At 62.0% G+C, this 23,511-nt stretch carries 21 protein-coding genes; 9 read left to right on the top strand and 12 right to left on the bottom strand.

Annotation, left to right across the window (positions count from 1 at the left end; translation table 11 throughout):
* Positions 1–16 precede the first annotated feature (16 nt).
* From gpsA to I6L49_RS16830, 3 genes are read right to left on the bottom strand one after another with little or no spacing between them, the layout of a single operon-like run.
* The gene (gene gpsA, locus I6L49_RS16840; protein ID WP_204382455.1) at positions 17–1,021 is read right to left on the bottom strand and encodes an NAD(P)H-dependent glycerol-3-phosphate dehydrogenase; all 1,005 of its coding nucleotides are present in this window, start codon (positions 1,019–1,021) and stop codon (positions 17–19) included.
* Between the two features lie 2 nt (positions 1,022–1,023).
* Entirely contained in the window at positions 1,024–1,494 is a 471-nt protein-coding gene (gene secB, locus I6L49_RS16835) for a protein-export chaperone SecB (protein WP_005340639.1), read from the bottom strand.
* Positions 1,495–1,544: 50 nt separating this feature from the next.
* Entirely contained in the window at positions 1,545–1,976 is a 432-nt protein-coding gene (locus I6L49_RS16830; protein WP_005340640.1) for a rhodanese-like domain-containing protein, read from the bottom strand.
* A 246-nt stretch (positions 1,977–2,222) separates the two neighbouring features.
* Between I6L49_RS16830 and gpmM the strand changes: the two genes are divergently transcribed.
* Both gpmM and envC read left to right on the top strand, forming a co-directional pair.
* Positions 2,223–3,752, top strand: coding sequence for a 2,3-bisphosphoglycerate-independent phosphoglycerate mutase (gene gpmM / locus I6L49_RS16825; protein WP_005356867.1), 1,530 nt, complete (start codon positions 2,223–2,225; stop codon positions 3,750–3,752).
* 9 nt (positions 3,753–3,761) lie between these two features.
* Entirely contained in the window at positions 3,762–5,114 is a 1,353-nt protein-coding gene (envC, locus tag I6L49_RS16820) for a murein hydrolase activator EnvC (RefSeq protein WP_204382454.1), read from the top strand.
* Positions 5,115–5,247: 133 nt separating this feature from the next.
* Here envC and I6L49_RS16815 read toward each other — a convergent pair whose 3' ends face one another.
* Complete coding sequence (locus I6L49_RS16815; protein WP_005340643.1) at positions 5,248–5,898, bottom strand: Qnr family pentapeptide repeat protein; 651 nt, start codon at positions 5,896–5,898, stop codon at positions 5,248–5,250.
* An 89-nt stretch (positions 5,899–5,987) separates the two neighbouring features.
* Between I6L49_RS16815 and I6L49_RS16810 the strand changes: the two genes are divergently transcribed.
* Positions 5,988–6,995 (top strand): substrate-binding domain-containing protein, encoded by a 1,008-nt coding sequence (locus tag I6L49_RS16810; protein WP_216949982.1) that lies wholly within the window; start codon positions 5,988–5,990, stop codon positions 6,993–6,995.
* A 113-nt stretch (positions 6,996–7,108) separates the two neighbouring features.
* Positions 7,109–7,498, top strand: coding sequence for a nuclear transport factor 2 family protein (locus I6L49_RS16805; RefSeq protein WP_216949981.1), 390 nt, complete (start codon positions 7,109–7,111; stop codon positions 7,496–7,498).
* Here the strand turns inward: I6L49_RS16805 and I6L49_RS16800 are convergent.
* From I6L49_RS16800 to I6L49_RS16785, 4 genes are all read right to left on the bottom strand, one after another.
* On the bottom strand, positions 7,487–8,179 hold the full coding sequence (locus I6L49_RS16800) for an AraC family transcriptional regulator (protein WP_216949980.1): 693 nt from the start codon (positions 8,177–8,179) through the stop codon (positions 7,487–7,489). The two genes, I6L49_RS16805 and I6L49_RS16800, sit on opposite strands and share 12 nt — an antisense overlap.
* 140 nt (positions 8,180–8,319) lie before the next feature.
* Positions 8,320–8,961: a bifunctional 4-hydroxy-2-oxoglutarate aldolase/2-dehydro-3-deoxy-phosphogluconate aldolase gene (locus I6L49_RS16795; protein WP_005342660.1), complete on the bottom strand. Its 642-nt coding sequence runs from the start codon at positions 8,959–8,961 to the stop codon at positions 8,320–8,322.
* 9 nt (positions 8,962–8,970) lie between these two features.
* Positions 8,971–10,767, bottom strand: coding sequence for a phosphogluconate dehydratase (edd, locus tag I6L49_RS16790; protein ID WP_216949979.1), 1,797 nt, complete (start codon positions 10,765–10,767; stop codon positions 8,971–8,973).
* Positions 10,764–11,273 (bottom strand): gluconokinase, encoded by a 510-nt coding sequence (locus I6L49_RS16785; RefSeq protein ID WP_005340649.1) that lies wholly within the window; start codon positions 11,271–11,273, stop codon positions 10,764–10,766. The genes edd and I6L49_RS16785 overlap by 4 nt, the downstream gene beginning before the upstream one ends.
* Before the next feature lie 245 nt (positions 11,274–11,518).
* On the opposite strand from I6L49_RS16785, the gene gntU reads away from it, so the two are divergent.
* The 4 genes from gntU to I6L49_RS16765 all read left to right on the top strand — a co-directional run bounded on the left by gntU (position 11,519) and on the right by I6L49_RS16765 (position 18,880).
* Positions 11,519–12,859: a gluconate transporter gene (gene gntU, locus I6L49_RS16780; protein WP_005340650.1), complete on the top strand. Its 1,341-nt coding sequence runs from the start codon at positions 11,519–11,521 to the stop codon at positions 12,857–12,859.
* A 150-nt stretch (positions 12,860–13,009) separates the two neighbouring features.
* A complete protein-coding gene (gene pssA, locus I6L49_RS16775; protein ID WP_021230775.1) occupies positions 13,010–14,359 on the top strand; it encodes a CDP-diacylglycerol--serine O-phosphatidyltransferase in 1,350 nt (449 codons plus the stop codon).
* Between the two features lie 190 nt (positions 14,360–14,549).
* Positions 14,550–16,619 (top strand): ATP-dependent DNA helicase RecG, encoded by a 2,070-nt coding sequence (recG, locus tag I6L49_RS16770; RefSeq protein WP_216949978.1) that lies wholly within the window; start codon positions 14,550–14,552, stop codon positions 16,617–16,619.
* Between the two features lie 143 nt (positions 16,620–16,762).
* Complete coding sequence (locus I6L49_RS16765; protein ID WP_216949977.1) at positions 16,763–18,880, top strand: AsmA family protein; 2,118 nt, start codon at positions 16,763–16,765, stop codon at positions 18,878–18,880.
* A 54-nt stretch (positions 18,881–18,934) separates the two neighbouring features.
* Here I6L49_RS16765 and I6L49_RS16760 read toward each other — a convergent pair whose 3' ends face one another.
* Positions 18,935–19,843: a bifunctional GNAT family N-acetyltransferase/hotdog fold thioesterase gene (locus I6L49_RS16760; RefSeq protein WP_216949976.1), complete on the bottom strand. Its 909-nt coding sequence runs from the start codon at positions 19,841–19,843 to the stop codon at positions 18,935–18,937.
* A 170-nt stretch (positions 19,844–20,013) separates the two neighbouring features.
* Between I6L49_RS16760 and I6L49_RS16755 the strand changes: the two genes are divergently transcribed.
* Complete coding sequence (locus tag I6L49_RS16755) at positions 20,014–20,694, top strand: spermidine synthase (RefSeq protein WP_216951677.1); 681 nt, start codon at positions 20,014–20,016, stop codon at positions 20,692–20,694.
* Here the strand turns inward: I6L49_RS16755 and dtd are convergent.
* The 3 genes from dtd to I6L49_RS16740 all read right to left on the bottom strand — a co-directional run bounded on the left by dtd (position 20,683) and on the right by I6L49_RS16740 (position 23,503).
* Positions 20,683–21,120 carry a D-aminoacyl-tRNA deacylase gene (dtd, locus tag I6L49_RS16750; RefSeq protein WP_113740154.1) on the bottom strand — a complete coding sequence of 146 codons (438 nt, stop codon included), beginning with the start codon at positions 21,118–21,120 and terminating at the stop codon, positions 20,683–20,685. The genes I6L49_RS16755 and dtd overlap by 12 nt on opposite strands.
* Positions 21,121–21,212: 92 nt before the next feature.
* Complete coding sequence (locus tag I6L49_RS16745) at positions 21,213–22,085, bottom strand: virulence factor BrkB family protein (protein WP_005340664.1); 873 nt, start codon at positions 22,083–22,085, stop codon at positions 21,213–21,215.
* Between the two features lie 176 nt (positions 22,086–22,261).
* Positions 22,262–23,503 carry a malic enzyme-like NAD(P)-binding protein gene (locus I6L49_RS16740; protein WP_113740155.1) on the bottom strand — a complete coding sequence of 414 codons (1,242 nt, stop codon included), beginning with the start codon at positions 23,501–23,503 and terminating at the stop codon, positions 22,262–22,264.
* Between the last annotated feature and the right edge of the window lie 8 nt (positions 23,504–23,511).

The raw sequence follows: 23,511 nt of genomic DNA, 5'->3' as shown, positions 1-23,511 counted from the left end.
ATGGACAATCGGCAGATTACTCGTCCTTCTTGTCTCGCGACAGCAGGGCGATGGCCGCCTCTTTCGGGTTCTTACCCTCGTAGAGCACCTTGAAGATCTGCTCGCAGATGGGCATCTCGACGCCGCAGCGGGCCGCCAGCAGATGCACCTCTTTGGTGTTGCGATACCCCTCCACCACCTGACCGATCTCGGTCATGGCGGTGTTCACATCCTTGCCAGCCCCGAGGGCCAGCCCGAAGCGACGGTTGCGCGACTGGTTGTCGGTACATGTGAGCACCAGATCCCCGAGCCCCGCCATCCCCATAAAGGTTTTGGCATCGGCACCCAGCGCCGCCCCCAGACGCTGCATCTCCACCAGACCCCGAGTGATGAGCGCGGTTCTGGCATTGGCGCCAAACCCTAGCCCGTCGGAGAGACCGGCACCGATAGCGATGACGTTCTTCACCGCCCCACCCAGCTGCAGACCGACGAAGTCCGGATTGGTATAGACCCGGAACGAGCGGCCACAGTGCAGCAGGTGGGAGAGATCGTCGGCGAACTCGTCGTGGGTCGAAGCGACCGAGATGGCGGTCGGCAGACCGGCAGCCAGCTCCTTGGCGAAGGTGGGGCCGGAGATCACCGCCAGCGGTATCTCGTCACCCAGCACTTCACGGGCCACATCCTGCAGCAGACGGCCACTGTCCGGCTCCAGACCCTTGGTGGCCCAGGCGATACGGGTATCGGGGCGCAGGAAGGGTTTGATCCGGGTCAGTACATCACCAAATACATGGCTCGGCACGACCAGCAGCAGCACGGGGGCAGCCTGTACCGCACGTTGCAGATCCGCAGTTAGCTGCAGATCGGCGGGAAAAGGGACATCAGGCAAAAATGCCTTGTTGCAGCGGTCTTGTTCCAGCTCGGCGACATGAGCAGGGTCGTGACCCCACAGCAGGGTCGAATGACCGTTGCGCGCCAGAGAAATGGCAAGGGCGGAGCCATAAGACCCCGCCCCCAAGACCGAGATAGCGATCTGGTCAGCCATTATCAGGCTTCCGCAGTCGCCTGCTGGGCCTGTGCTTGCGCCATGTGCTGGGCAAACAGGGCATCGAAGTTGACCGGTGCCAGGTTCAGCTGCGGGAAGGAACCCTTGCTCACCATGTTGGCCACGGCTTCGCGGGCATACGGGAACAGGATGTTCGGGCAGAAGGCAGCCAGGCAGTGAGCCAGTTGCGGCTCCGGCAGGTTACCGATGGTGAAGATACCGGCTTGCTGTACTTCGCACAGGAAGGCAGTTTCGGTTTCCAGTTTGCAGGTTACGGTCAGGGTCAGGACAACCTCATACACGTTCTCAGCCAGGATGTTGGTCTTGGTATCCATATCCAGCTTGACGTCCGGCTGCCACTCTTTCTGGAAGATGTGCGGGGTGTTCGGCGCTTCGAAAGAGACATCCTTGGTGTAAACACGCTGGATGTGGAATTCCGGTTGTACTTCCTGGTTGTTGATCTCGTCAGCCATTTCGTTTGATTCCTTGTTATATGGATAAGTGGGCTCAGGCCCTGCTTAAATCAGCGTTTCTTGGTTACCGGCAGATTTTCTGCACGCCATTGGGCCATGCCACCGCCGAGCACATAAACCTGCTTGAAGCCAGCTTTGCTCAGCTGACGGCCCGCGCCGCCCGCAGTCATTCCCGACTCGCACACCACTATGATGGGGGCATCTTTATGCTTTTCAACCGGGCCCAGATTATTGCTCTGGATCTGGGTCAGCGGCAGGTGCTGGGCACCGGCCAGATGGCCCTTGGCGTACTCTTCCTGACTGCGAATATCCACCACGGTAGCATTCTCGCGGTTGATCAGCAGGGTCGCGGTGTGATTGTTGACGGTTTTTACCGGAGACAAACGGGCACGCACAGTGGTGTAAACCAGGGTGCCAGCCAGACCCAACCAGGCTGCGGTCAGCAGCGGGTTACGGGCCGCAAAATCCAAATACTCTTGCATCTTCTACTATCCAGGGACCAAGACAAGGGCCCGAGTATACATGGGGGTATTGATAAGATCAGCCATCTTGGCGGCAAAGCGCGAGCAGGCTCCCATCCTCATTGGGCATCGATCATGGCAGGAAGGGCATGGCTTGCGGGGCCACGGGAGCGCCCCTTGGCTATCAGGTGACTATTTCGGCAGATGTAGTAATATTACGCTAGTTTCATTTCCCGCATTTTTTCCAATCCGAGAGGACATAGTCTTATGTCAACAGCTAAGAAACCTTTGGTTCTGGTCATCATGGACGGTTGGGGCTACAGCACCAAGCAAGAGCACAACGCCGTCGCTGCCGCCAAGACTCCCAACCTCGATCGTCTGGCCCGTGACTACACCAGCACCCTGATCTCCGGCTCCGGTCTGGACGTCGGTCTGCCGGATGGCCAGATGGGCAACTCTGAAGTAGGCCACGTCAACATCGGTGCCGGTCGCATCGTCTATCAGGAGCTGACCCGCATCTCCAAAGACATCCAGGACGGCGAATTCTTCCAGAACGTCGAGCTGGCCAAGGCTGTTGACGCTGCCGTGACCAACGGCAAAGCCGTTCACATCATGGGCCTGATGTCCCCGGGTGGCGTACACAGCCACGAAGAGCACATCATGGGCATGATCGAAATGGCTGCCAAGCGTGGCGCCGAGAAGATCTACCTGCACGCCTTCCTGGATGGCCGCGACGTTCCGCCGCGCTCCGCCCAGTCCTCCATCGAGCTGTTCGACGCCCTGTTCGCCAAGCTGGGCAAAGGTCGTTTCGCTTCCATGATCGGTCGTTACTTCGCCATGGACCGTGACAACCGCTGGGATCGCGTGCAGCAAGCCTATGACCTGATGACCCAGGGCAAGGGCGAGTTCACCGCCGAGAGCGCCACCGAAGCGCTGGCTGCCGCCTACGCCCGCGACGAGAACGACGAGTTCGTCAAAGCAACCCGCATCGGCGAAGCTGCCCCGATGGAAGATGGCGATGCGCTGATTTTCATGAACTTCCGTGCCGACCGTGCCCGTGAAATCACCCGCGCCTTCGTTGACACCGACTTCACCGGCTTCGCCCGTGCAGTCGAGCCGAAGCTGAACTTCGTGATGCTGACCGAATACGCGGCCGACATCAAAACTGCCTGTGCCTACCCGCCGACCGCTCTGGTCAACACCCTGGGTGAGTGGCTGGCCAAGCAGGGCAAGACCCAGCTGCGTATCTCCGAAACAGAGAAGTATGCTCACGTTACCTTCTTCTTCAACGGTGGCGAAGAGTCCTGCTTCACCGGCGAAGATCGCGAGATCGTGGCCAGCCCGAAAGTTGCAACTTATGACCTGCAGCCGGAGATGAGCTCCGAAGAGCTGACCGACAAGCTGGTTGCGGCCATCAAGAGCGGCAAGTACGACGTCATCATCTGTAACTACCCGAATGGCGACATGGTTGGTCACACCGGTGTATTCGATGCCGCCGTCAAAGCGTGTGAAGCCGTTGACCACTGCATCGGTCGCGTCACCGACGCCCTGGCCGAAGTGGGTGGCGAGTGCCTGATCACTGCCGACCACGGTAACGCCGAGAAGATGCTGGACGAAGAGACTGGTCAGGCCCACACCGCCCACACCAATCTGCCGGTTCCGCTCATCTATTTCGGTCGCAAAGCCGAGGTAGTTGAAGGTGGCAAACTGTCCGATCTGGCCCCCACCATGCTGACCCTGATGGGTCTGCCGGTGCCGCCGGAAATGACTGGCAAGCCCCTGATGATTCTGAAATAATCCTTCCCCATGCGGGGATGCGAAATTATTTCACAGAAAACCAGTCGCGTCGGCCTGTTGGCCGGCGCGCTGTTTTTTTGCCTGTTGTTTGGCGCCAGCAAATCGGCTTTGGCCGCCAATCAGCAGCTGGGCACCATGCAGTCCCAGATCAAAGAGCAACAGAAGACCATCAAGCTCAGCAAGCAGGAGCTTGCCAAGCTCAATACCCAGCTCAAGGCTGACGAGCAGGCCATCTCGGCCGCCGCTGCCAAACTCAACCAGACCAGACAGCAGTTGAAGCAGAACCAGCAGAAGCTGGCGACCCTGCAAAAAGACAAGCTGGCACTGGAAGTTCAAGCCAAACATCAAAAGCAGTTGCTGGCCAAACAGGCGGAGAGCGCCTTTCAGGCGGGCAACCACGACTACCTCAAACTGCTGCTCAATCAGCAGGATCCGGCCAAACTGAGCCGCTCACTCGACTACTACGACTACCTCAACAAGGCCCGCATCGAGGCCATAGACGCCCTGCGCGCCACCCGTGACAAGCTGGCGAAAAACCAGCAGGCCACCAAAGAGACCGAAACCAGACTGCAGACCCTGTTGAGCGAGCAACAGGAGCATCACCAGACCCTGCTGGCCAGCCAGCAGAGCCGGGCCAAGGTGCGCAACCAGTTGCAGCAGTCGGTACAGGATGACGAGCAGAAGCTCACCAAGCTGGTCAAGGCGGAGAAGGCGCTGAAAGCCCGGCTGGAAGAGCTGCGTCGCAAGCGGGAAGAGCAGGAGCGCCGTGAACGGGCCGAGCGGGAACGGCTGGCCAAGCTGAAAGCAGAGCAGGAGCGTCAGCGCAAGCTGGCCGAACAGCGCCGCGCCGAGCAACAACGACTCGCCGCTCAGCAGAACAAAACCGTCAAACCGGCAGAACCTGCCGAAGAGGTGGCCAGCAGCAAACCGGAGCGCGGCTCGGGCATCAGCAGTGCCGGTCACTACAGTGGTCTCAAGACCAATGGCAGCCTGCGCTGGCCGGTACAGGGGCCGATCCTCATCTCCTACGGTTCGCCGCGCACCGCCCAGCTCAAGTGGAAAGGCACCCTGATCGGCGCCAGCGAAGGGACCCAGGTCAAGGCGGTCGCGCCGGGACAAGTGGTCTACGCCGACTGGCTCGACGGCTTCGGTATGCTGCTGGTGATCGACCACGGCAAAGGCTATATGAGCCTCTACGGTCACAATCAGTCGCTGCTGCGCCAAGTTGGCCAGAACGTGGAACAGGGTGAGCCGGTGGCGCTGGTCGGTGACAGTGGCGGTCAGGACAGACCGGGCCTCTATTTCGAAATTCGCTATCAGGGCGAGGCCATCAACCCAACCAAATGGCTGGCCAAGGGTTGAGTCAACCCGGCCGACAAACGCATCACACGCTCACTAGCAAAAGCCTGCATCACGCAGGCTTTTGTCGTTTCAGGAGTACAGCAACCCGCTGTCGCTCCCATTTGATGAAAAATTACCTAATTTTTCGCTCGGCTCAGGGGAAGACAACCAGACCGATCTGCTCCAGCAAGGTCTGCTGCTGATCCTCGTTGATCTGCACCCCTTGCAGATCGACCCGGCGCAGATCCAGCCCCGGCAGATCGCACTGGCGCAGATCGCAGCCCTGCAGCTTGAAGCTGGTCCAGTCAATCTGGCCAAACTCGGAGCCGCTGAGATCGGAACCCGCAAGCGAGGCACCAAACAGGTTGGCTCCCTGCCAGCGGTTGCCGGTCAGCTCGCACTTCTCCAGCAGACAACCCTCGAAGCTGGCATAGCTGAAGTTGTTGCCGGTCAGATGGGCCTCGCAGAAGTAGCTTTTGGCGGTGATCTGGTTGGCGAAGCTGGCATGGCTGAAGTTGATACCGACCGCCTGACAGTCGCGCATCTCCAACCCCAGACACTGGCTGCGGCTGCAATCGGCCATGGTGAGATCGCAGCGCAGGAAGCTGGCCTCGCGCAGATCGCAACCCTGCAACAGGCAGCCCCGTTCACTCTCCCGATCGTAGAAGCTGCAGTCGATGAAGCGGCTATCGCTCAAATCCAGCCAGGAGAAGTTGCAGCCGATAAAGCGGCACTCCGAGAACTGCTCCCCCTCCACATCCTGTTGCTCGAACCGGACATCCACGAACTGCTTGCCTCTGATCATCGGAAAACTCCTGCAAAAACGGCTTCATATGCTGACTTTATCCGCCAAAAACGGTAATGTTACATGTAACATCCACGCTGGACACCCCTATGAGCCCCACCCGCAAGCGCCGCCCCACCCTGCAAGATATCGCCGACCAGACCGGCGTGACCAAGATGACTGTCAGCCGCTATCTGCGCGACCCGCAGACCGTAGCGGAGGGGACCCGCGAGCGGATCGCAGCTGTAGTGGAAGAGCTGGGTTATATCCCCAATCGGGCGCCGGATATTCTCTCCAACGCGACCAGCAAGGCGATCGGCATCCTGATCCCTTCCCTCTCCAACCAGGTCTTCTCAGCGGTGATCCACGGCATCGAGTCGGTGACCCGACCGGCCGGTTACCAGACCCTGCTGGCCCACTACGGCTATAGTCCGGAGCGGGAGGAGGAGCAGGTCGCGTCCCTGCTCTCCTATCACGTGGATGGGCTGATCCTCTCCGACAGCCAGCACACCGAACGCACCCGCAAAATGATCGCCACCGCCGGCATTCCGGTGGTGGAGACCATGGATCTACCGCAAACCCCCATCGACATGGTGGTCGGCATGGACCATAGAGCCGCGGCCCAGGCCATGGTAACAGAGATGCTGCGCCGGGGCCGTCGCAAGGTGGTCTATCTGGGGGCGCGGCTCGACGTGCGTACCCAGCTGCGGATGGAGGGTTACTATCAGGCGATGACCGACTTCGGCCTCACCGGCCAGCATCTGCTGACCGAACAATCCTCCAGCTTCACCCTGGGGGGCGAGTTGCTGGATCAGGCGCTGGTGCGCTATCCCGACCTCGACGGCCTGTTCTGCACCAACGATGACCTGGCGGTGGGCGCCCTGCTGCAGTGTCAGGCCAAGTGGATCCCGGTGCCCCAGCAGATCGCCATCGCCGGTTGCAACGCCCTCGACATTGGCCACGCCATGACCCCCAAGCTGGCCAGTATCGTCACCCCCCGCGAAGAGATCGGCCGCGAAGCCGCCGCCATGCTGCTCGCCCGCCTCGGCGGCAAACCGCCAGCCGAGAGCCGCAAGGATATGGGCTTCACCCTCTATGAGGGGGAAAGCCTCGGCTGATCCCTTGCCATCATGGCGCGTTCGCCGGTCATGATGGCGCATCTGGCCACCGCTTATCGCCATCCTCTGCTCTATGCTGGCCCGGTATTCCAGCCACATGTCAGGAGCAGAAGATGAACAATACCGAACGATTGCAAGCCTGCCTGCAGCGCGTTGTCTGCGATCCCCGCTTTACCCTGGCCGAGCTCGACCAGTGGTTCACCCCGGATTACTGCCAGCAGGTGAACGGCGAGCAGCTCGACTACGCCGCCTTTCGCCAGCACATCGCGGCGCTCAGAGATCATCTGGCCGAAGCCACCATCGAGTTTGTCGCCACCATCGCGCAAGGGGACAGGGTGCACTCGACCCATGTGGTACGAGCCACCCGCCACGATGACGCCCCGCTGGTCTGCAAGGTGAGCTGTCTCTTCACCTTTCGCGACGGCAAGATCTGCCAGACCGACGAGGTGACCTGCCTGCTGAGCGGCAGCGAGCAGGATGCCGACATAGGTTCACGACGCTGAGTCGCGCCGGGCGAAACGCTGGAGCGCGCGGGAGAAGGCGGCGGGATCTTCGTAACCGAGCAGGTCGGCAATCTGCGCCGATGTGAACCCCTGATACTGCAACTGGCAGGCCCGCCCCATCACCACCTGCTCGCGCCACTGGCGGAAGGTACAGCCCAGCTGCAGAAGGAAAAGCCGGTTGAGAGTGCGCAGCGAAGCGCCGCAATCCATGGCCAGCTCGGCAAGCGTGGTGTTGATGGAGGGCGCCTGACAGAAGCGCTCCAGCACCCGCAGCAGGCGCGGATCGAGGTTGGCCGCCAGCGCAGGCTGGGCCGCTTGCGGGGCAGCTCGCGCCAACTCGTGGCCAATCACCGTCAGATAGGCCTCCCGCTCGGCCCCCTCCTCCAGCTCGCTGAGGCGGGCAAAGAGGCCGGCCAGCAGCGGTGTCACCTGGCGCAGGCCAAAAGGGGCTGATACGGAAGAGGCAGTATAGACAAGCGACAGGCGAGAGTGGCGCAGCACGCGAAATTCGTGCTCCCAGCTCGCCGGAATAAAGCAGATCTGGCCGGCAACCAGCAGCTCGCTGGCAGCACCGCCGGTGATAACGCCGCCACCGTCGTGCATGTAGCAATACTGGGCCTGCGGATGGCTGTGCAGCGGAGTGAAGTGCCCTTGCGGGCAGGAGCGATGGAGAAAAGACATGTCGGCCAGCCGGATAAGAAACCGACCACGACCATAAGGGAGCAGACGGCACCCTGTAAATGGCTTTCCCGCTGTCAGAATGGCCAAAAGAAGCAGGCCACCCGAGGGTGGCCTGTTCGATTTATCTACACGACTTGCGCTTAGCGTTTAACCAATTCAACCGCTTCGCGGGAGAGGCGAGTCACCTCTTCCCAATTGCCGCTCTTGACCGCATCTGCTGGCAGCATCCAGGAGCCGCCGACGGTGGCCACGCACTTGAGTGCCAGATAGTCGGCCACGTTTTTCGGGCCGATACCGCCGGTCGGGCAGAACTTCACCTGGGGCAGCGGCGCGGCAATGGCGGAGAGCGCCTTGGTGCCGCCGTTCGCTTCGGCCGGGAAGAACTTCAGGTGGTCATAGCCCGCTTCCAGCGCCTGCATCACCTCGGACGGGGTGGCCACGCCCGGGATCAGCGGTGCAGTACTCTTGGCGGCGTGGGCCAGCAGGGCCGGGGTCATCCCCGGAGAGATGACGAAGCGGGCACCGGCGGCGACGGCGGCGTCAAACTGCTCGCAGTTGAGCACGGTACCGGCACCGACCATGGCATCCGGCATCGCCTTGGCGATAAGGGCGATGGCATCGAGCGCCACCGGGGTGCGCAGGGTGATTTCGAAGACAGAGATGCCGCCGTCGAGCAGCGCCTTGGCCATCGGCAGGGCCTGATCCAGCTCGTTGATAACCATCACGGGTACCAGCGGGGAGGCGGCAAACACCTCGGCCGGGGTCACTTTCCAGTTCTGCATAGCTCTTCCTTAGTCAAAGATGGTGGCGCCACACTCGGCGCTCGATACCGCGCGACGCATCACGCTGAACAGTTCACGGCCCCACCCCTCTTGTTCCAGAGTGAGGTCAATCTCGGCCTGGGTACGGCCACTCAAATCGGTCAGGCAATCTAGGCTGCCGTTTACCGCGTCAACCCGCAGCAGGTCGCCATCGGCCAGCAGGCCGATGGCCCCGCCGTGCAGCGCTTCCGGAGTGACGTGGATGGCAGCCGGGATCTTGCCGGAGGCACCGGAGAGACGGCCATCGGTGACCAGCGCCACCTTGTAACCCGCCTTCTGCAGGTTGCCGAGCACCGGCATCAGCTTGTGCAGCTCCGGCATGCCGTTGGCAGCCGGGCCATTGTGGCGCACCACGATCACGGCATCCTGATTGAGATCGCCCGCCTTGTAGGCCGCTTCCACCGCATGCTGGGAGGAGAAGACCCGCGCCGGTGCTTCAATCACCCGATACTCGGGAGCCACAGCTGAGACCTTGACCACGGCGCGGCCCAGATTACCCGCCAGCAGCTTGGTGCCGCCGGTGGCCTGGAACACGCTGCCGGAAGGTGAAAGCACGTTCGCATCGCCGCTCTCGCCGACCGGCTGCCACACCAGCTGGCCATCGACCAATGCCGGACGGCTGAGGTAATCCTGCATCTCGCCAAAGACCGGAGTGGCGTCCATGTGGATCAGCCCCTCTTGCGCCAGACGGCGCATCAGGCCGGGCACGCCGCCTGCCTGTTCGAAGGCGTTCACGTCGGCCGGGCCGTTCGGGTACATGCGAACCAGCAGCGGCACCACGTCGGAGAGATCGCTGATGTCATCCCAGGTCAGCACCAGACCGGCCGCGCGGGCCAGCGCCACCATGTGGATGCTGTGGTTGGTACTGCCGCCGGAGGCGAGCAGGGCCACCAGACCGTTGACCAGCGAACGCTCGTCCAGCACCTCGCTCAGCGGGCGATAGGCTGGAGAGCCCGGGATCATGGCGCTGATGCGGCGGGCCGCTTCGGCGGTCAGGGCGCGGCGCAGCTCGCTATGGGGATGCACAAAAGCAGAGCCCGGCAGCATCAGGCCCATGGCCTCGAATACCAGCTGGTTGGTGTTGGCGGTGCCATAGAAGGTACAGGTGCCTGCCGCGTGGTAGGCGCCGCACTCCATCTCCAGCAGGGCATCGCGACCCACTTCACCGGCGGCGTACTGCTGGCGAACCTTCACCTTCTCGTCATTGCTGATACCGCTCGCCATCGGGCCGGCAGGAACAAACGCCGTCGGCAGGTGGGCGTGGGAGAGGGCACCCATGATCTGGCCCGGAGCGATCTTGTCGCAGATGCCGAGCAGCAGGGTGGCATCGAAAGTGTTGTGAGAGAGCGACAGCGCGGTCGCCTGGGCGATCAGGTCGCGGGAGAAGAGGGACATGTCCATCCCCGGCTGACCCTGAGTCACGCCGTCGCACATGGCGGGCACGCCGCCAGCAACCTGCGCGCTGTGGCCCAGCTCGGCCAGCACTGCCTTGATCTGATCCGGATAGCCCTGATAGGGCTGATGGGCGCTCAGCATGTCGTTGTAGGCGGTGACGATGCCGACGTTGGCGCGGGTCATATCGAGAATGCGACCCTTCTCGTCACTGCTGCAGGCGGCCACGGCGTGAGCCAGGTTGCCGCAGGCCAGCGCGGCGCGGGTCTTGCCCTGCTCTGCCTGACGCTGGATGCGGGCCAGAAATGCCTGACGACGGGCGACACTGCGCTCGCGGATGCGAGCGGTGACGTCGGAAATTACCTGATGAATCATTGGGCTTGCTCCAATGCTGTGACGGCGCGGTCAACCACCTGTTCGAAGGTGCCGTCTATATCAATGTGGAATACACCGGCTTCGCCATCCGGGCGCTCCAGAGTATCGAACTGACTTTGTACCATGCTTTCACGCATGAAGTGGCCCTTGCGGGCACGCATCCGCTCGAGGATCAGCGGCTGGCTGCCATCGAGGAAGATGAAGCTGACCGACTCGTTGCCTTCGCGGATCTGGTCGCGGTACTTCTTTTTGAGGGCGGAACAGACAATGATGCCGGTCTCGTTCTTCTGCTCGAGACTGTAGGCGGCGTCGCGGATCCGCTCCAGCCAGGGGGCACGATCCTCATCGTTGAGGGGGTTGCCGCCAGCCATCTTCTGGATGTTGGCCTTGGGGTGCAGGTCATCACCATCGATGAACTTGGCGCCCAGCGCTTCGGCCACTTTCAGACCCACGCTGGATTTGCCGCTACCACACACACCCATCACGATAATGCACTTACCCGCCATAATTTGACCTCTGTCCCACTTTTCAAAAAACCAGCTGTTGATGGGTTCTAATCTAACACGTTACCGGTAACATGTTACCGGTAACGATTGAAAATGTGAAGTCTGCCACAGACTGAGCAAACCCATAGTCACCTGGGCATATGATGTTGAGCCCTTGCCATAAATCTAAATAAATCATAAAGATATGGTTTGCCGACGGATCGGCAAGGTGTCACGACTGAACTTGGAAAAAGGAACGCATAACAATGTCTGACCTCTCCCTGATCATGACAGCCGCCGGCTCGATTGTGCTGCTGCTCTTCCTGGTGATGAAGGCCCGTCTCCACGCCGTCGTCTCCCTCATTCTGGTCTCCATGGTGGCGGGTCTTGCCGCCGGCATGAACCCGGCAGACATCGCCGCCACCATCCAGAAAGGGATGGGCGGCACCCTCGGCTTCGTCGCCGTGGTGGTGGCGCTGGGTGCCATGTTTGGCAAGGTGATGGAAGTGACCGGTGCCCTCGACCGGGTGGCTCACACCCTGCTCGGCAAGTTCGGCGTCAAGCGCGCCAACTGGGCCATGGCCCTGACCGGCTTTGTCTGCGCCCTGCCGCTCTTCTTTGACGTGGCCGTGGTGCTGCTGATCGGCGTCGCCTTCGCCATCGTCCGTCGTGGCGGCGGCAGCGTGGTGAAGATCGGTATCGCCCTGCTGGCCGGTATCGCGACCTGTCAGGCCTTCCTTATTCCGGCGCCGGGCCCGATCCTGGTGGCATCCCAGCTGGGTGCCGACTTCGGCTACATGATTCTGTTCGGCCTGATCGCCGCCGTACCGGCGCTGATCCTGGCTGGCCCGCTGTTCGGTGACTTCATCAGCAAGATCGTCGATGTGCCGCTGCCTGCCGATGCCCAGAACAGCGTCCACGATGACAGCAAATCCCTGCCCTCCTTCGGGCTGGCCATGGGCCTCATCGGTCTGCCGCTGCTGCTAATCGGCCTCAAGACTATCGTCGGTCGCTTCGTCGAGGCGGGTTCCACCCTGCACAACTGGCTGGAGTTCATCGGCCACCCCTTCACCGCCATCATGGTCGCCTGTCTGGCCGCCTTCTATCTGCTGGGTATTCGCCGCGGCATGTCCCGTGACGAGGTGATGAGCGTCTGCAACAGCGCCATCCAGCCTGCCGGTGTCATCATTCTGGTGACTGGTGCCGGTGGCGTGTTCAAGCAGGTGCTGGTTGATTCCGGTGTGGGTGCCGCCCTGGGCAACATGCTGGCCGACTCCGGTCTGCCCATCGTCGCGCTGGCCTTCATTCTGGCCGCTGCGGTACGGGTGATTCAGGGCTCCGCCACCGTCGCCATGCTGACCGCCTGTGGTCTGGTGCTGCCGATGCTGGAGCCGCTCGGCCTGAACGGTGCCCAGCTGGCTGCCGTCACCATCGCCATCGGCGGCGGTGCCATCGTGCTCTCCCACGTCAACGACTCCGGTTTCTGGCTGGCGAACCGCTACCTCGGCCTGACCGAGAAGCAGACCCTGCAGACCTGGACCGTGATGGAGACCATCATCGGCACCACCGGCGGCGTGATGGCGATGATCATCTACAGCTTCCTCTGACAAGGGCAAAATGCTGACAAAAAGGCCTCACTCGTGAGGCCTTTTTCATCTTTCTGATGATTCTTTCTTTGGCTGAGAGGGCGAGATTGCTAGAATCGCCTATTCATCGCTCCGAGTGGAACGCTTAACCCCGTGATTTCAGGTTTATCTATGCATTCATCGGCCCATTATCGACAACTGCTGGCGCGCCTGCCCCAGATCGCCGTCGCAGCGGATCAGTTTGAAGTGCTCTACAGCGCCCAGGATTTCAAACGCCGTATTCTTGCGCTTATCGCCAGTGCCACCCGGCGCATCTATCTGGTCGCGCTCTATCTGCAGGATGACGAAGCGGGCCGGGAGATCCTCTCCGCCCTCTACGCCGCCAAGCAGCGCAATCCGGCCCTCGACATCAAGCTGTTCGTCGACTTCCACCGTGCCCAGCGCGGCCTGATCGGCAAAGGCAAGCAGGGCGGCAACCACCTGATGTATCAGGCCATGGCTGCCGAACACGAGCACCAGATCGAAATCTACGGCGTGCCGGTCAAAGGGCGCGAGCTGCTCGGCGTGCTCCACCTCAAGGGCTTCATCTTCGATGATGTGGTGCTCTACTCCGGTGCCAGCCTCAACGACATCTACCTGCATCAGCAGGATCGATACCGCTTCGATCGCTATCACCAGATCACCAGCCCGGAGCTGGCCCGCAGCATGGTCAACTATGTGGACGACCTGTTCGTGAAGAGCGACGCGGTGCAGCGACTGGATCACAGCGACATCCCCAGCGCCAAACAGCTGAAGGGGCCAATCCGCCGCTTCAAGCAGAGCCTGCGCCAGAGCCAGTACCGCTTCAGCACCATGCCGGTCAACACCCAGGAGGTGGCCGTCACCCCCATGGTGGGTCTGGGCAAGCGCAACAATCAGCTCAACCTGATGATCCGCAATCTGGTGCGTGCCACCGAGCGGGAGATCTTCATCTGCACCCCTTACTTCAACCCGCCCAAGGAGTTGAGCAAGGATATCGAGGATCTGCTGCAGCGCGGTTGCAAAGTCACCATCGTAGTGGGCGACAAGACCGCCAACGACTTCTTCATTCCGCCGGAAGAGAAGTTCTCCACTATCGGTGGCCTGCCCTATCTCTACGAAACCAACCTGCGCAAGTTTGCCGAGCGCAACCAGCGCCACATCGACGACGGTCGCCTCAACCTGATGCTCTGGTGTTGCGAGCGCAACTCCTACCATCTCAAGGGGATCTTCGTGGATGACGAGTGGGCGCTGCTCACCGGCAACAACCTCAACCCCCGCGCCTGGGCGCTGGATCTGGAGAACGGCCTGCTGGTACACGATCGTCGCCACCTGCTGCGTCCCCAGTTCAACGCGGAGCGGGAGAACATCCTGACCAACACCAAGCGGATCAGCCACTTCGATCAGGTGGAACAGATCCAGGACTACCCGGAACAGGTGCGCAAGCTGCTGGGACGGATCCACAGGGTCAAGGCCCACCTGCTGCTCAAGCGGATCATCTGACCTTGGGCGCCATGCGCCCGCACCTTGCCTGTTGGCAGCCGCACAAAGGCCTCCCGTTTTCGGCAGGCCTTTGTTCTATACACCGTTTCCCCCGCTTTGACGGCCCAGCCAGCAGCAACTCGGCTTGCATCGGCCCCTCAACAACCCCTATCATCTGGACATATTTACAGTGTTTTCGGGCATCTAATTGATGAAATTGGATAAAATTCCTCTCGATAGCCTCAAGGGTGTCGGCAGCAAGATGCTGGAGAAGCTCGAGCGGCTGGGGCTGGCCACGGTACAGGATCTGCTGTTCCACCTCCCCCTGCGCTACGAGGACCGTACCCAAGTGTGGCCCATCGGCGATCTGCCGCCCGGCCTGCACGGCGCCGTCGAGGGCGAAATCCAGGACACTCAGCTGGTGATGGGGCGCCGCCGCATGATGGTCTGTCGCATCAGCGATGGCACCGGCACCCTCACCCTGCGCTTCTTCAACTTCACCGCCGCCCAGAAAAACAGTCTGGCGGCGGGCCGTCTGATCCGCTGCTTTGGCGAGGTGCGTCCCGGCAAATACGGGCTGGAGATGGCTCACCCCGAGTACAAGCTGCTCGGCGAGGAGCAGGCAGGCCAGACCGAAGAGGCGCTCACCCCCGTCTACCCGACCACCGAAGGGCTGCGCCAGCTCACCCTGCGCAACCTCACCGATCAGGCGCTGGCCCAGCTCGACCTCTACGGCGTCGAGGAGTTGCTGCCCGCTGGCCTCTATCCCCATCAGATTGAGCTGGCCGCCGCCCTGAAATTGCTGCACCGCCCGCCTCCCTCGGTGGCGCTGCCGCTACTGGAAAGCGGCCAGCATCCGGCCCAGCAGCGACTGGTGCTGGAGGAGCTGCTGGCTCACAACCTCTCGGTACTCAAGGTGCGTGCTCAGGCACAAACCCAGCTGGCCCGCGCCCTCAAACCGGCGCCCGAGCTGGTTGAACAGCTGCTCGGCGCTCTGCCGTTCAAACCCACCGGCGCCCAGAGTAGGGTAGTAGCGGAGATAAGCAAGGATCTGCAACAGAGCCACCCCATGATGCGGCTGGTGCAGGGGGATGTGGGCTCCGGCAAGACCCTGGTCGCGGCGATGGCCGCCCTGCAGGCCATTGGCAACGGCTGTCAGGTGGGCTTGATGGCGCCGACCGAGCTGCTGGCGGAACAGCACGCCATCAACTTTGCCAAGTGGCTGGAGCCGCTCGACATCGGAGTCGGCTGGCTGGCGGGCAAGCAGAAAGGCAAGGCGCGGGAGGAGGCGCTGGCCGCGATCAAAGATGGCAGCGTCAAGATGGTGGTGGGCACCCATGCCATCTTTCAGGAGCAGGTGGTGTTCCAGCGTCTGGCGCTGGTCATCATCGATGAACAGCACAGATTCGGGGTGCATCAGCGCCTCGCCCTGCGCGAGAAAGGGGAGCGGGAAGGGGTACATCCTCATCAACTCATCATGACCGCCACCCCCATCCCCCGCACTCTGGCAATGACCGCATATGCCGACCTCGACACCTCGGTCATCGACGAGCTGCCGCCGGGCCGCACCCCCATCACCACGGTAGCGCTGCCCGACAGCCGACGCGGCGATGTGATCGAGCGGGTCAAGCTCGCCTGCACCGAGGGCAAGCAGGCCTACTGGGTATGCACCCTGATCGAGGAGTCGGAGGTGCTGGAGTGCCAGGCTGCCGAGGATACCGCCGCCGAGCTGCAGAACCTGTTGCCCGGTCTGCATATCGGGCTGGTGCACGGCCGGATGCGGCCGGTGGAGAAACAGCGGGTGATGGAGGAGTTCAAGGCAGGCATACTGCAACTGCTGGTCGCCACCACCGTCATCGAGGTGGGGGTGGATGTGCCCAACGCCAGCCTGATGATCATCGAGAACCCAGAACGTCTCGGGCTGGCGCAGTTGCACCAGCTGCGCGGCCGGGTTGGCCGGGGGGCGGTGGCCTCTCACTGCGTGCTGCTCTATCATGCCCCCTTGTCCAAGACGGCCCAGAGCCGGCTCGGGGTGCTGCGGGAGACCAACGACGGCTTCCTCATCGCCCAGCGCGATCTGGAACTGCGCGGCCCGGGGGAACTGCTCGGCACCCGCCAGACCGGTCTGGCCGATCTCAAGATCGCCGATCTGGTGCGGGATCAGCCGCTTATTCCACAGGTGCAAAAAATGGCGCGCTTCCTCATGGATAGGCACCCAAGCCATGTCGAACCCTTGATTCGCCGTTGGCTCGGCTTACGGGATCACTATTCCAATGCCTGATCGAAGTAAATGCAGAAGATGGGCACATGTCCTTATGGATAGGCATCCGAGTCATGTCGAACCCTTGATACGGCGCTGGCTCGGTCTGCGAGACCACTACTCAAACGCCTGACAACACATCCCAAAACAGGAGGAAAGCAACCATGAATTCCTGGCTACGCGGCCTGCTCTACACCTTCGCCTTCCTGCTGCTGTTTGTCTGGGTTGCCCTCGGCCTGTTCGACGCCGAGCGCGCCAAAGGCCCCATCGCCAGCTGGATCAGCCAGCAGACTGGCGTACCGGTCACCATAGGGCGACTGGTGTTCAACCCGCTCCACCCCTACACCCTGCTGGCAGAGCAGGTACGCTACGGCGATGCGGTCTCCCTCGACAAGATCTATCTGGAGATCGAGAGCATCGACTGGCTGAGCCGCGACGTGCGCATCGCCCATCTCGATCTCATTCGCCCCGCCATCAAGCTGCCGCTGCCCAACCAGCTGCCGAACCTGCCGGTGCACTCCCTCACCATCAGCGACAGCACCATAGACCGGCTCAGTCTGGAAAGCCCCGAGCTGACCCTGCGCGGTCTCAACGCCACCCTGAGCGACTGGGAGCTGATCGATCCGAAACGGCAGCCACAGGCCAACCTGAGCCTCAATATCGGCCAGCTGGAGACTCCGCAGTTCACCTTCGCCCGTCTCAACCTGCAAGGACGGCTGGAAGGAGAAGTGCTGCGCACCGACAAGCTGGTGACCAACCTGTTCGACGGTCTGCTGGAGACCGGCATGGTGCTGGACTGGCCCGCCCGCACCCTGCAACTGCATGACCTCAAGGCGCGCGGCATGCGGGTGGAGCTGGGGGATCTGACACAACAAGGCTTCCCGCAGCGCTTCCCGTTGCAAAGCGTGTCGCTGGATCGCGGCCAGCTGGACGGCGTCAGCCTCAACGACATCAATCAGGAGCTCTCCTTCAACAACTTCAGCGGCCAGCTCACCGCCTTCAACTGGCAGGCGGGCAACCAGCCCACCGGCTATCTGAGCGGCACCCTGGGCGACATGGGCCGTGGCCTGTTCCAGCTGGAGGAGATCAAGGGCAAGCTCGCCTTCTCGCCCCAGCAGATCGACGGCGAACTGCAGGGCAAGGCCTATGAAGGGGAGTTCAATGTCGAGCTCTCCCTCGATAGCCAGCAGCAGAAGCTGACCCTGAAAGACGTGGCGCTGAGCGGCATGGATATCAGCCTGCCACAGGGTTGGTGGCAGGATTGGCAGAGCTGGCGCCCGCAGCAGGTCGATATCCGCAAGCTGGCGTTCGACAAGCTCAAGGTGCTCTCCTTCGACGATACCCTGCCCCTGTCGCTGACCGGCTGGCAGCTCTATCTGAGCGATCTCGCCCTGCGCGATAACCAACCCGGCCCGCTGCTCGGCCGCGCCCGTATCGAGAGCAAGTGGTTCGAGCTGGTGTGGGATGGCCTCAGCGCCCGCAACGGCGAGCTGGATGGGGAACTGACCCCCAGCTCCTGGCAACTGGGAAAACTCACCAGCTCGCTGCCGGATGAGGGCACCTTCAACCTGAGTGGCCAGTGGGGCCGCGAGCCGGGCCAGAGCAGTCGCCTCCAACTGCAGGCGACCAAGCTGGATCTGCAGCAGTGGGGCAAGATATTTCACTCCCCTGTCTCGTTCGCCGGCAAGGCGGACGTGAGTGCCGACCTGCAAGCCGAACACGGCAAAACGGCGGGCGAGTGGCGCCAGACCCTGCAAGGCAGCTTTGCCCTCGATGCCGACGAGCCGTTCTGGGACAAGGTGAAGATAGATCCGCTGCTGGATGAGTGGTTCAAGGGAGCGACCCCGCCCACCCTGACGCCGGAACAGCTGTGGCAGGCGATGCAGGAGGGTGACACCCCCTTCTACCGCATCAAGCTGCAGGGCAAGATCGACAAGGGGCAACTACAAGTCGAGCAGGCTGGCGCCTCCACCATCACCCATCTGCTGGCGCTGCAAGGTGGGATCGATCTGGTCAACGAGCAGTGGCAGCTGGATCTGGGGATCCTCAACGGCAACCGCTGCGCCGAGCTGCTCGGCCAGTGGCGCGGGCCGTTGACGGAACCCACGCTGGCCTGGAGCTTCCCGCAGAAGCAGGACGCCTGCGGCTGGGAAGTGGGAGTACGCTATCCGCCGCAAGGCAACAGCGCCCCGCTCTGGCGACCGGCTCCCGCACCGAAAGCCCAAAACCAGGCCCAAGTGCAGACCCAAGCCGGGCAGACAAGCGAAAGCCAGCAAGGGTAAAAACAGACAAGGCCTCATGATGAGGCCTTGTTGTTTGATGGGGAAACGACGCGGTTACTGGCCCGGACGGCGGGGCGGCTGCACCACGTAGTGGCCGCAGAACTCAGCCGCCAGCTTGCTGCCGCTGAACAGCTGGATCTTGAGGCTGAAGGTGGCAGGCTCGCCCCGTTTGAGCGGCTGCAGCACGGCGGGCATCCCCTCGCGGGCCACTCGCGCCTCCGGCTCCTCATCGACCGGGCCATGATATTTGATGGTGCTCTCGGCCAGCACCGGCTCGCCCACCAGCCCCTCCTCTTTAAGCTGCAACCAGATCAGCCCCCAGCCCGCCAGCACGCACTGGCTGTAGACACTGCCGGCGAACATGCTGCCATGCACGTTGAAGTTGGCCGCCAGATTGGCCTTGAGGTGGAAAGTCTGGCCATCGTAGTGGCTGATGTGCATCCCCATCTTCTCGCTGATGGGTACCCCGCGTGACCAGCGGGTGGTGAGATCCTGACACCACTCCGGCCGGTACTGGATAGTCTGCAACGGGCTCAGGGATTTGATCATCTGGCGATGGGGAATGCGACCAAATGAGACAGGGCCGCCCCCCACTTCGAGAAAACCGCACTTGCGATAGAACTCCACCGCCTCCTGACGGGCGTTCATCACCAGCCGTTTCACCTTCTCGCTGCGGGCCAACTGCTCGAGATCTTCCACCATTTGGGCACCCAGCCCCTGGCCGCGATATTCGGGCCGCAGCGCCATAAAGCGGATCTGTGCCTCGTCGCCGCCGATAAAGAGGCGGCCCACTGCGATGGGGGTACCATCGGGTGCCAGCATCAGCCGGTGAATGGCGACCGTGTCGTATTCGTCCCGCTCGGAACCGACGGGCAGATTGAAGGGCTTACGCAGAAGTTCCCAGCGCAACTGGTAGTAGGCATCCAGCTCGGCGACTGTCTGAGGGGTGACTACCTGATACATAAAGCGATCCTTGAGTTTGCGCCGACTGGCTGATGGAAAGACTTGCACAGACGTTTCCAGCGCAACTTGCAGTAAGTACCCGGCTCGGCTGCCGTTTGGGGGGTGACTACCCGGTACATAGTTTCATCCTTGAGTTACACTGGTCGGAAACCATCTTGCCGTGCAAATTCATGGACTTCAATCTGCAAGCGTACCAAGCCGATCACTTGTTGCACCTCAGCGTCAAACCCCAACGCCGCCTCACGGTACAGGAAAATGACCAGCACCGCTGGCTGGAGATAGACGGCGTGGTGCAATCCGCCATGTCGCTCGCCGACCCCGCGACCCTCTGTCTGCCCCATCAGCGGGTCATCGCCTGCCTGCTGCCGGAACAGGCCGGGCAGATCCTCGAACTGGGGTTGGGTGGTGGTGATCTCACCCGCCATCTGAGTCAACGCTGGCCCGATGCCCGCCACGAGTGCGTCGACCTCGACGAAGAGGTGCTGACCGTTTATCAGCAGTTTTTCCAGCATCAGGAGCACGATGGGCAAGCCGTTCCGACACTCCATCAGGCTGATGCCCTCGTCTTTCTGGAACAGAGCGAGCAGCAGTACGACCTCATCCTGCTCGATCTCTTCAGTCAGGATGGCAACCCGCTGCTGCTGTTTCAGGAGCGGCTCTACCGGGCGCTGGCTCCCCGCCTCTGCGGCACTCTGGTCATCAACCTGTTGCCGCGCACCGAACTGGAGCTAACCCACGCCCTGACGCTGATAGAACAGTGGATTGGCCCGGCTACCCCCTATCCGGTCGCTGGGCTCATCAACGTGATTGTCCACGTCATACCGCGGGATCAGGCATCCTCAGACCTGTAGCCAGAAGGTAACCGGGCCGTCGTTGACCAGCGCCACCTTCATGTCGGCGGCAAAACGCCCGGTTGCAGTCGGAATGCCGCTGGCAGCAGCCTTGGCCACGAAGTAGTCATAGAGCCGCTCGGCCTCGCTCGGGTGGGCGCCGCAGGAGAAGCTGGGGCGCATCCCGCTCTTTGTGTCAGCCGCTAGGGTAAACTGGGAGACCACCAGCAGACTGCCACCGACCTGACCGACATTGAGGTTCATCTTGCCGTTCTCGTCACTGAAGACCCGATAGCCGCTCACCTTGTGCAGCAGTTTGTCGGCCTTGGCCTCGTCATCCCCCTGCTCTACCCCGAGCAGTACCAGCAGTCCCTGACCGATGGCGCCGGTCACCTCCCCCTCGACAGTCACGCTGGCCTCGGAGACCCGCTGAATCAGTGCAATCACATCCCTCTCCTCTCAAAACAGAACGACCGCCCCGGCTCGATTGCAGGGGCGGTCGTCGATGCTACCAATAAACCGGTGGCCAAGGCGATGGCTTAGCCAAGCTCCTCGCTCGCCGGCTTCTCGTACTCACCGAGGCAGGCTGTGGTCTCCGCACCGAGCAGCACCACCAGCCAACTTAAATAGACCCAGACAAACAGAATCGGGATGGTGGCCAGCGCACCGTAGATGGCCTGATAGGAGGGGAAGTTGGTGATATAGATGGCAAAGCCGCGCTTGGCCAGCTCGAACAGGGTCGCAGCTACCAGCGCACCGATAAAGGCGTGGATCAGCCGCACCTTGCAGTTCGGCACCACGGTATAGACCAGCAGGAAGGTGAGCACCGAGAAGAGGAACGGCAAGCCGCGCAGCAGCAGATAGCCGATGCCGAACAGGCTCTCGGCGCCAAACAACCGCAGCGAGAAGATGTAGGAGGAGATGGCGATGCTGGCCCCGATAAGCACGGGCCCCAGGGTCAGGATCATCCAGTACATGGCAAACGCCTGCGCCAGCGGGCGGCCCTGGGTCGAACGCCAGATGTAGTTGAGGTTCTTGTCGATGGCGGAGATCAGCATCAGCGCCACCACCACCAGCGCCCCAATCCCCACTGCTGTGGTGTTGGTGGCATTGGCGACGAAGCCGTCGATGTACTCCTTGAGCATGTCGCCCGCGGTCGGCACAAAGTTGTGGTAGACGAACTGCTCCATCGCCTGCTTGAGGCTCTGGAACACCGGGAAGGCGGACATCATGCCAAAGACCACGGCGATCATCGGCACCAGCGAAAGCAGGGTGACATAGGCCAGATAACCGGCGGTAACCGTCAATCTGTCCTGCTGGAAACGGCCCCAGACAAACTGGGCAAAGTGGCGACCATCATGGCGCAAGAAGGAGAGGGCGTGGGCCAAACGGCCGCTGACAGGCTGCTGCATCTTGATTCTCGTTAGCGTCATAGTGGCAATATTGTGTCAGAGGAGAGCGCTGTTTGACCACCTTTGCACCCGATTTGCCTCCATCTGCCCCAACCTGTCACCCGACTGGCGTCTCTGGCTGTCGCCAGAAGCAGAAATCAAAACGGCCCCGCTATGGGGCCGTTTACAATGCCGGATTACAGCATGTAGTCCGCGGGCAGCTCGATGCGGGCGACGCCGGAGGCAACCGCCGCCAGCGCCACGGCGCGGGCTACGCGCGGCAGCAGACGGGCATCCATCGGCTTGGGAATGACGTAATCCTTGCCGAAGGCCAGCTCGCTCACCCCGGCGGCGGTCAGCACTTCGGCCGGCACCGGCTCCTTGGCCAGCGCGCGGATCGCCTCGACCGCAGCAATCTTCATGGCATCGTTGATGCGGCTGGCGCGGGCGTCGAGCGCACCGCGGAAGATGAAGGGGAAGCAGAGCACGTTGTTGATCTGGTTCGGGTAGTCGGAACGGCCGGTGCCCATGATGAGGTCGCTGCGCACTCCGTGGGCCAGCGCCGGCTTGATCTCCGGGTCCGGGTTGGAGCAGGCAAAGATCACCGGGTTGGGCGCCATCAGGGCGACCGCTTCGGCGGGCAGCACATCGGGGCCTGAAACACCGACAAACACATCCGCCCCTTCGATGACATCCATCAGGGTGCGCAGCGGAGTCTCGTTGGCGAAACGCTGCTTGTACTTGTTGAGATCGCTGCGGCCGGTGTGAATCACCCCCTGACGATCCAGCATGAAGATGTTGTGCGCCCTGGCGCCGCACTTGATCAGCAGATCCATACAGGCGGTGGCGGCAGCCCCCGCCCCCATGCAGACGATGCGGCTGTCGCTGATCTGCTTGCCTTGCACTTCCAGCGCGTTGAGCAGACCGGCGGCGGTGACGATAGCGGTACCGTGCTGGTCATCGTGGAACACCGGAATGTCGCAGCGCTCGATCAGCGCCTGCTCGATCTCGAAGCACTCAGGTGCCTTGATATCTTCCAGATTGATGCCGCCGAAGGTATCGGCGATAGCCGCCACCGTGTCGATGAACTGCTGGCTGGTCTCGTGCTTCACTTCGATGTCGATGGCGTCGATACCGGCGAAGCGCTTGAACAACAGGGCCTTGCCTTCCATCACCGGCTTGGAGGCCAGCGGCCCCAAATTGCCCAGACCCAGAATGGCGGTGCCGTTGGAGATGACGGCCACCAGATTGCCCTTGCCGGTATAGCGGTAGGCATCGGCCGGGTTGGCAGCGATCTCGCGCACCGGCTCGGCAACACCCGGGCTGTAGGCCAACGCCAGATCGCGGGCGGTTTCGGCAGGCTTGGTCAGGGCGATGGCAATTTTGCCCGGTACGGGCTGGGCGTGGTAATCGAGTGCTTCTTGACGCAGATCGGACATGGGGGACC

This window comes from Aeromonas sp. FDAARGOS 1419 (assembly GCF_019047045.1).
Classification (GTDB): domain Bacteria; phylum Pseudomonadota; class Gammaproteobacteria; order Enterobacterales; family Aeromonadaceae; genus Aeromonas; species Aeromonas veronii.
This window is presented reverse-complemented; position numbering and strand designations above follow the sequence as displayed.

Excerpts from the sequence above, each read along its gene's own strand:
- I6L49_RS16765 (WP_216949977.1), top strand. The coding sequence starts at position 16,763 with ATGAATTCCTGGCTACGCGGCCTGCTCTACACCTTCGCCTTCCTGCTG.
- recG (WP_216949978.1), top strand. The coding sequence starts at position 14,550 with ATGAAATTGGATAAAATTCCTCTCGATAGCCTCAAGGGTGTCGGCAGC.
- edd (WP_216949979.1), bottom strand. The coding sequence starts at position 10,767 with ATGATTCATCAGGTAATTTCCGACGTCACCGCTCGCATCCGCGAGCGC.
- I6L49_RS16800 (WP_216949980.1), bottom strand. The coding sequence starts at position 8,179 with ATGTCTTTTCTCCATCGCTCCTGCCCGCAAGGGCACTTCACTCCGCTG.
- gpmM (WP_005356867.1), top strand. The coding sequence starts at position 2,223 with ATGTCAACAGCTAAGAAACCTTTGGTTCTGGTCATCATGGACGGTTGG.
- I6L49_RS16830 (WP_005340640.1), bottom strand. The coding sequence starts at position 1,976 with ATGCAAGAGTATTTGGATTTTGCGGCCCGTAACCCGCTGCTGACCGCA.
- I6L49_RS16745 (WP_005340664.1), bottom strand. The coding sequence starts at position 22,085 with ATGCAGCAGCCTGTCAGCGGCCGTTTGGCCCACGCCCTCTCCTTCTTG.
- I6L49_RS16785 (WP_005340649.1), bottom strand. The coding sequence starts at position 11,273 with ATGGCGGGTAAGTGCATTATCGTGATGGGTGTGTGTGGTAGCGGCAAA.
- I6L49_RS16795 (WP_005342660.1), bottom strand. The coding sequence starts at position 8,961 with ATGCAGAACTGGAAAGTGACCCCGGCCGAGGTGTTTGCCGCCTCCCCG.
- I6L49_RS16805 (WP_216949981.1), top strand. The coding sequence starts at position 7,109 with ATGAACAATACCGAACGATTGCAAGCCTGCCTGCAGCGCGTTGTCTGC.
- I6L49_RS16755 (WP_216951677.1), top strand. The coding sequence starts at position 20,014 with ATGGACTTCAATCTGCAAGCGTACCAAGCCGATCACTTGTTGCACCTC.
- I6L49_RS16740 (WP_113740155.1), bottom strand. The coding sequence starts at position 23,503 with ATGTCCGATCTGCGTCAAGAAGCACTCGATTACCACGCCCAGCCCGTA.
- pssA (WP_021230775.1), top strand. The coding sequence starts at position 13,010 with ATGCATTCATCGGCCCATTATCGACAACTGCTGGCGCGCCTGCCCCAG.
- I6L49_RS16760 (WP_216949976.1), bottom strand. The coding sequence starts at position 19,843 with ATGTATCAGGTAGTCACCCCTCAGACAGTCGCCGAGCTGGATGCCTAC.
- envC (WP_204382454.1), top strand. The coding sequence starts at position 3,762 with ATGCGGGGATGCGAAATTATTTCACAGAAAACCAGTCGCGTCGGCCTG.
- I6L49_RS16810 (WP_216949982.1), top strand. The coding sequence starts at position 5,988 with ATGAGCCCCACCCGCAAGCGCCGCCCCACCCTGCAAGATATCGCCGAC.
- gntU (WP_005340650.1), top strand. The coding sequence starts at position 11,519 with ATGTCTGACCTCTCCCTGATCATGACAGCCGCCGGCTCGATTGTGCTG.
- secB (WP_005340639.1), bottom strand. The coding sequence starts at position 1,494 with ATGGCTGACGAGATCAACAACCAGGAAGTACAACCGGAATTCCACATC.
- gpsA (WP_204382455.1), bottom strand. The coding sequence starts at position 1,021 with ATGGCTGACCAGATCGCTATCTCGGTCTTGGGGGCGGGGTCTTATGGC.
- I6L49_RS16815 (WP_005340643.1), bottom strand. The coding sequence starts at position 5,898 with ATGATCAGAGGCAAGCAGTTCGTGGATGTCCGGTTCGAGCAACAGGAT.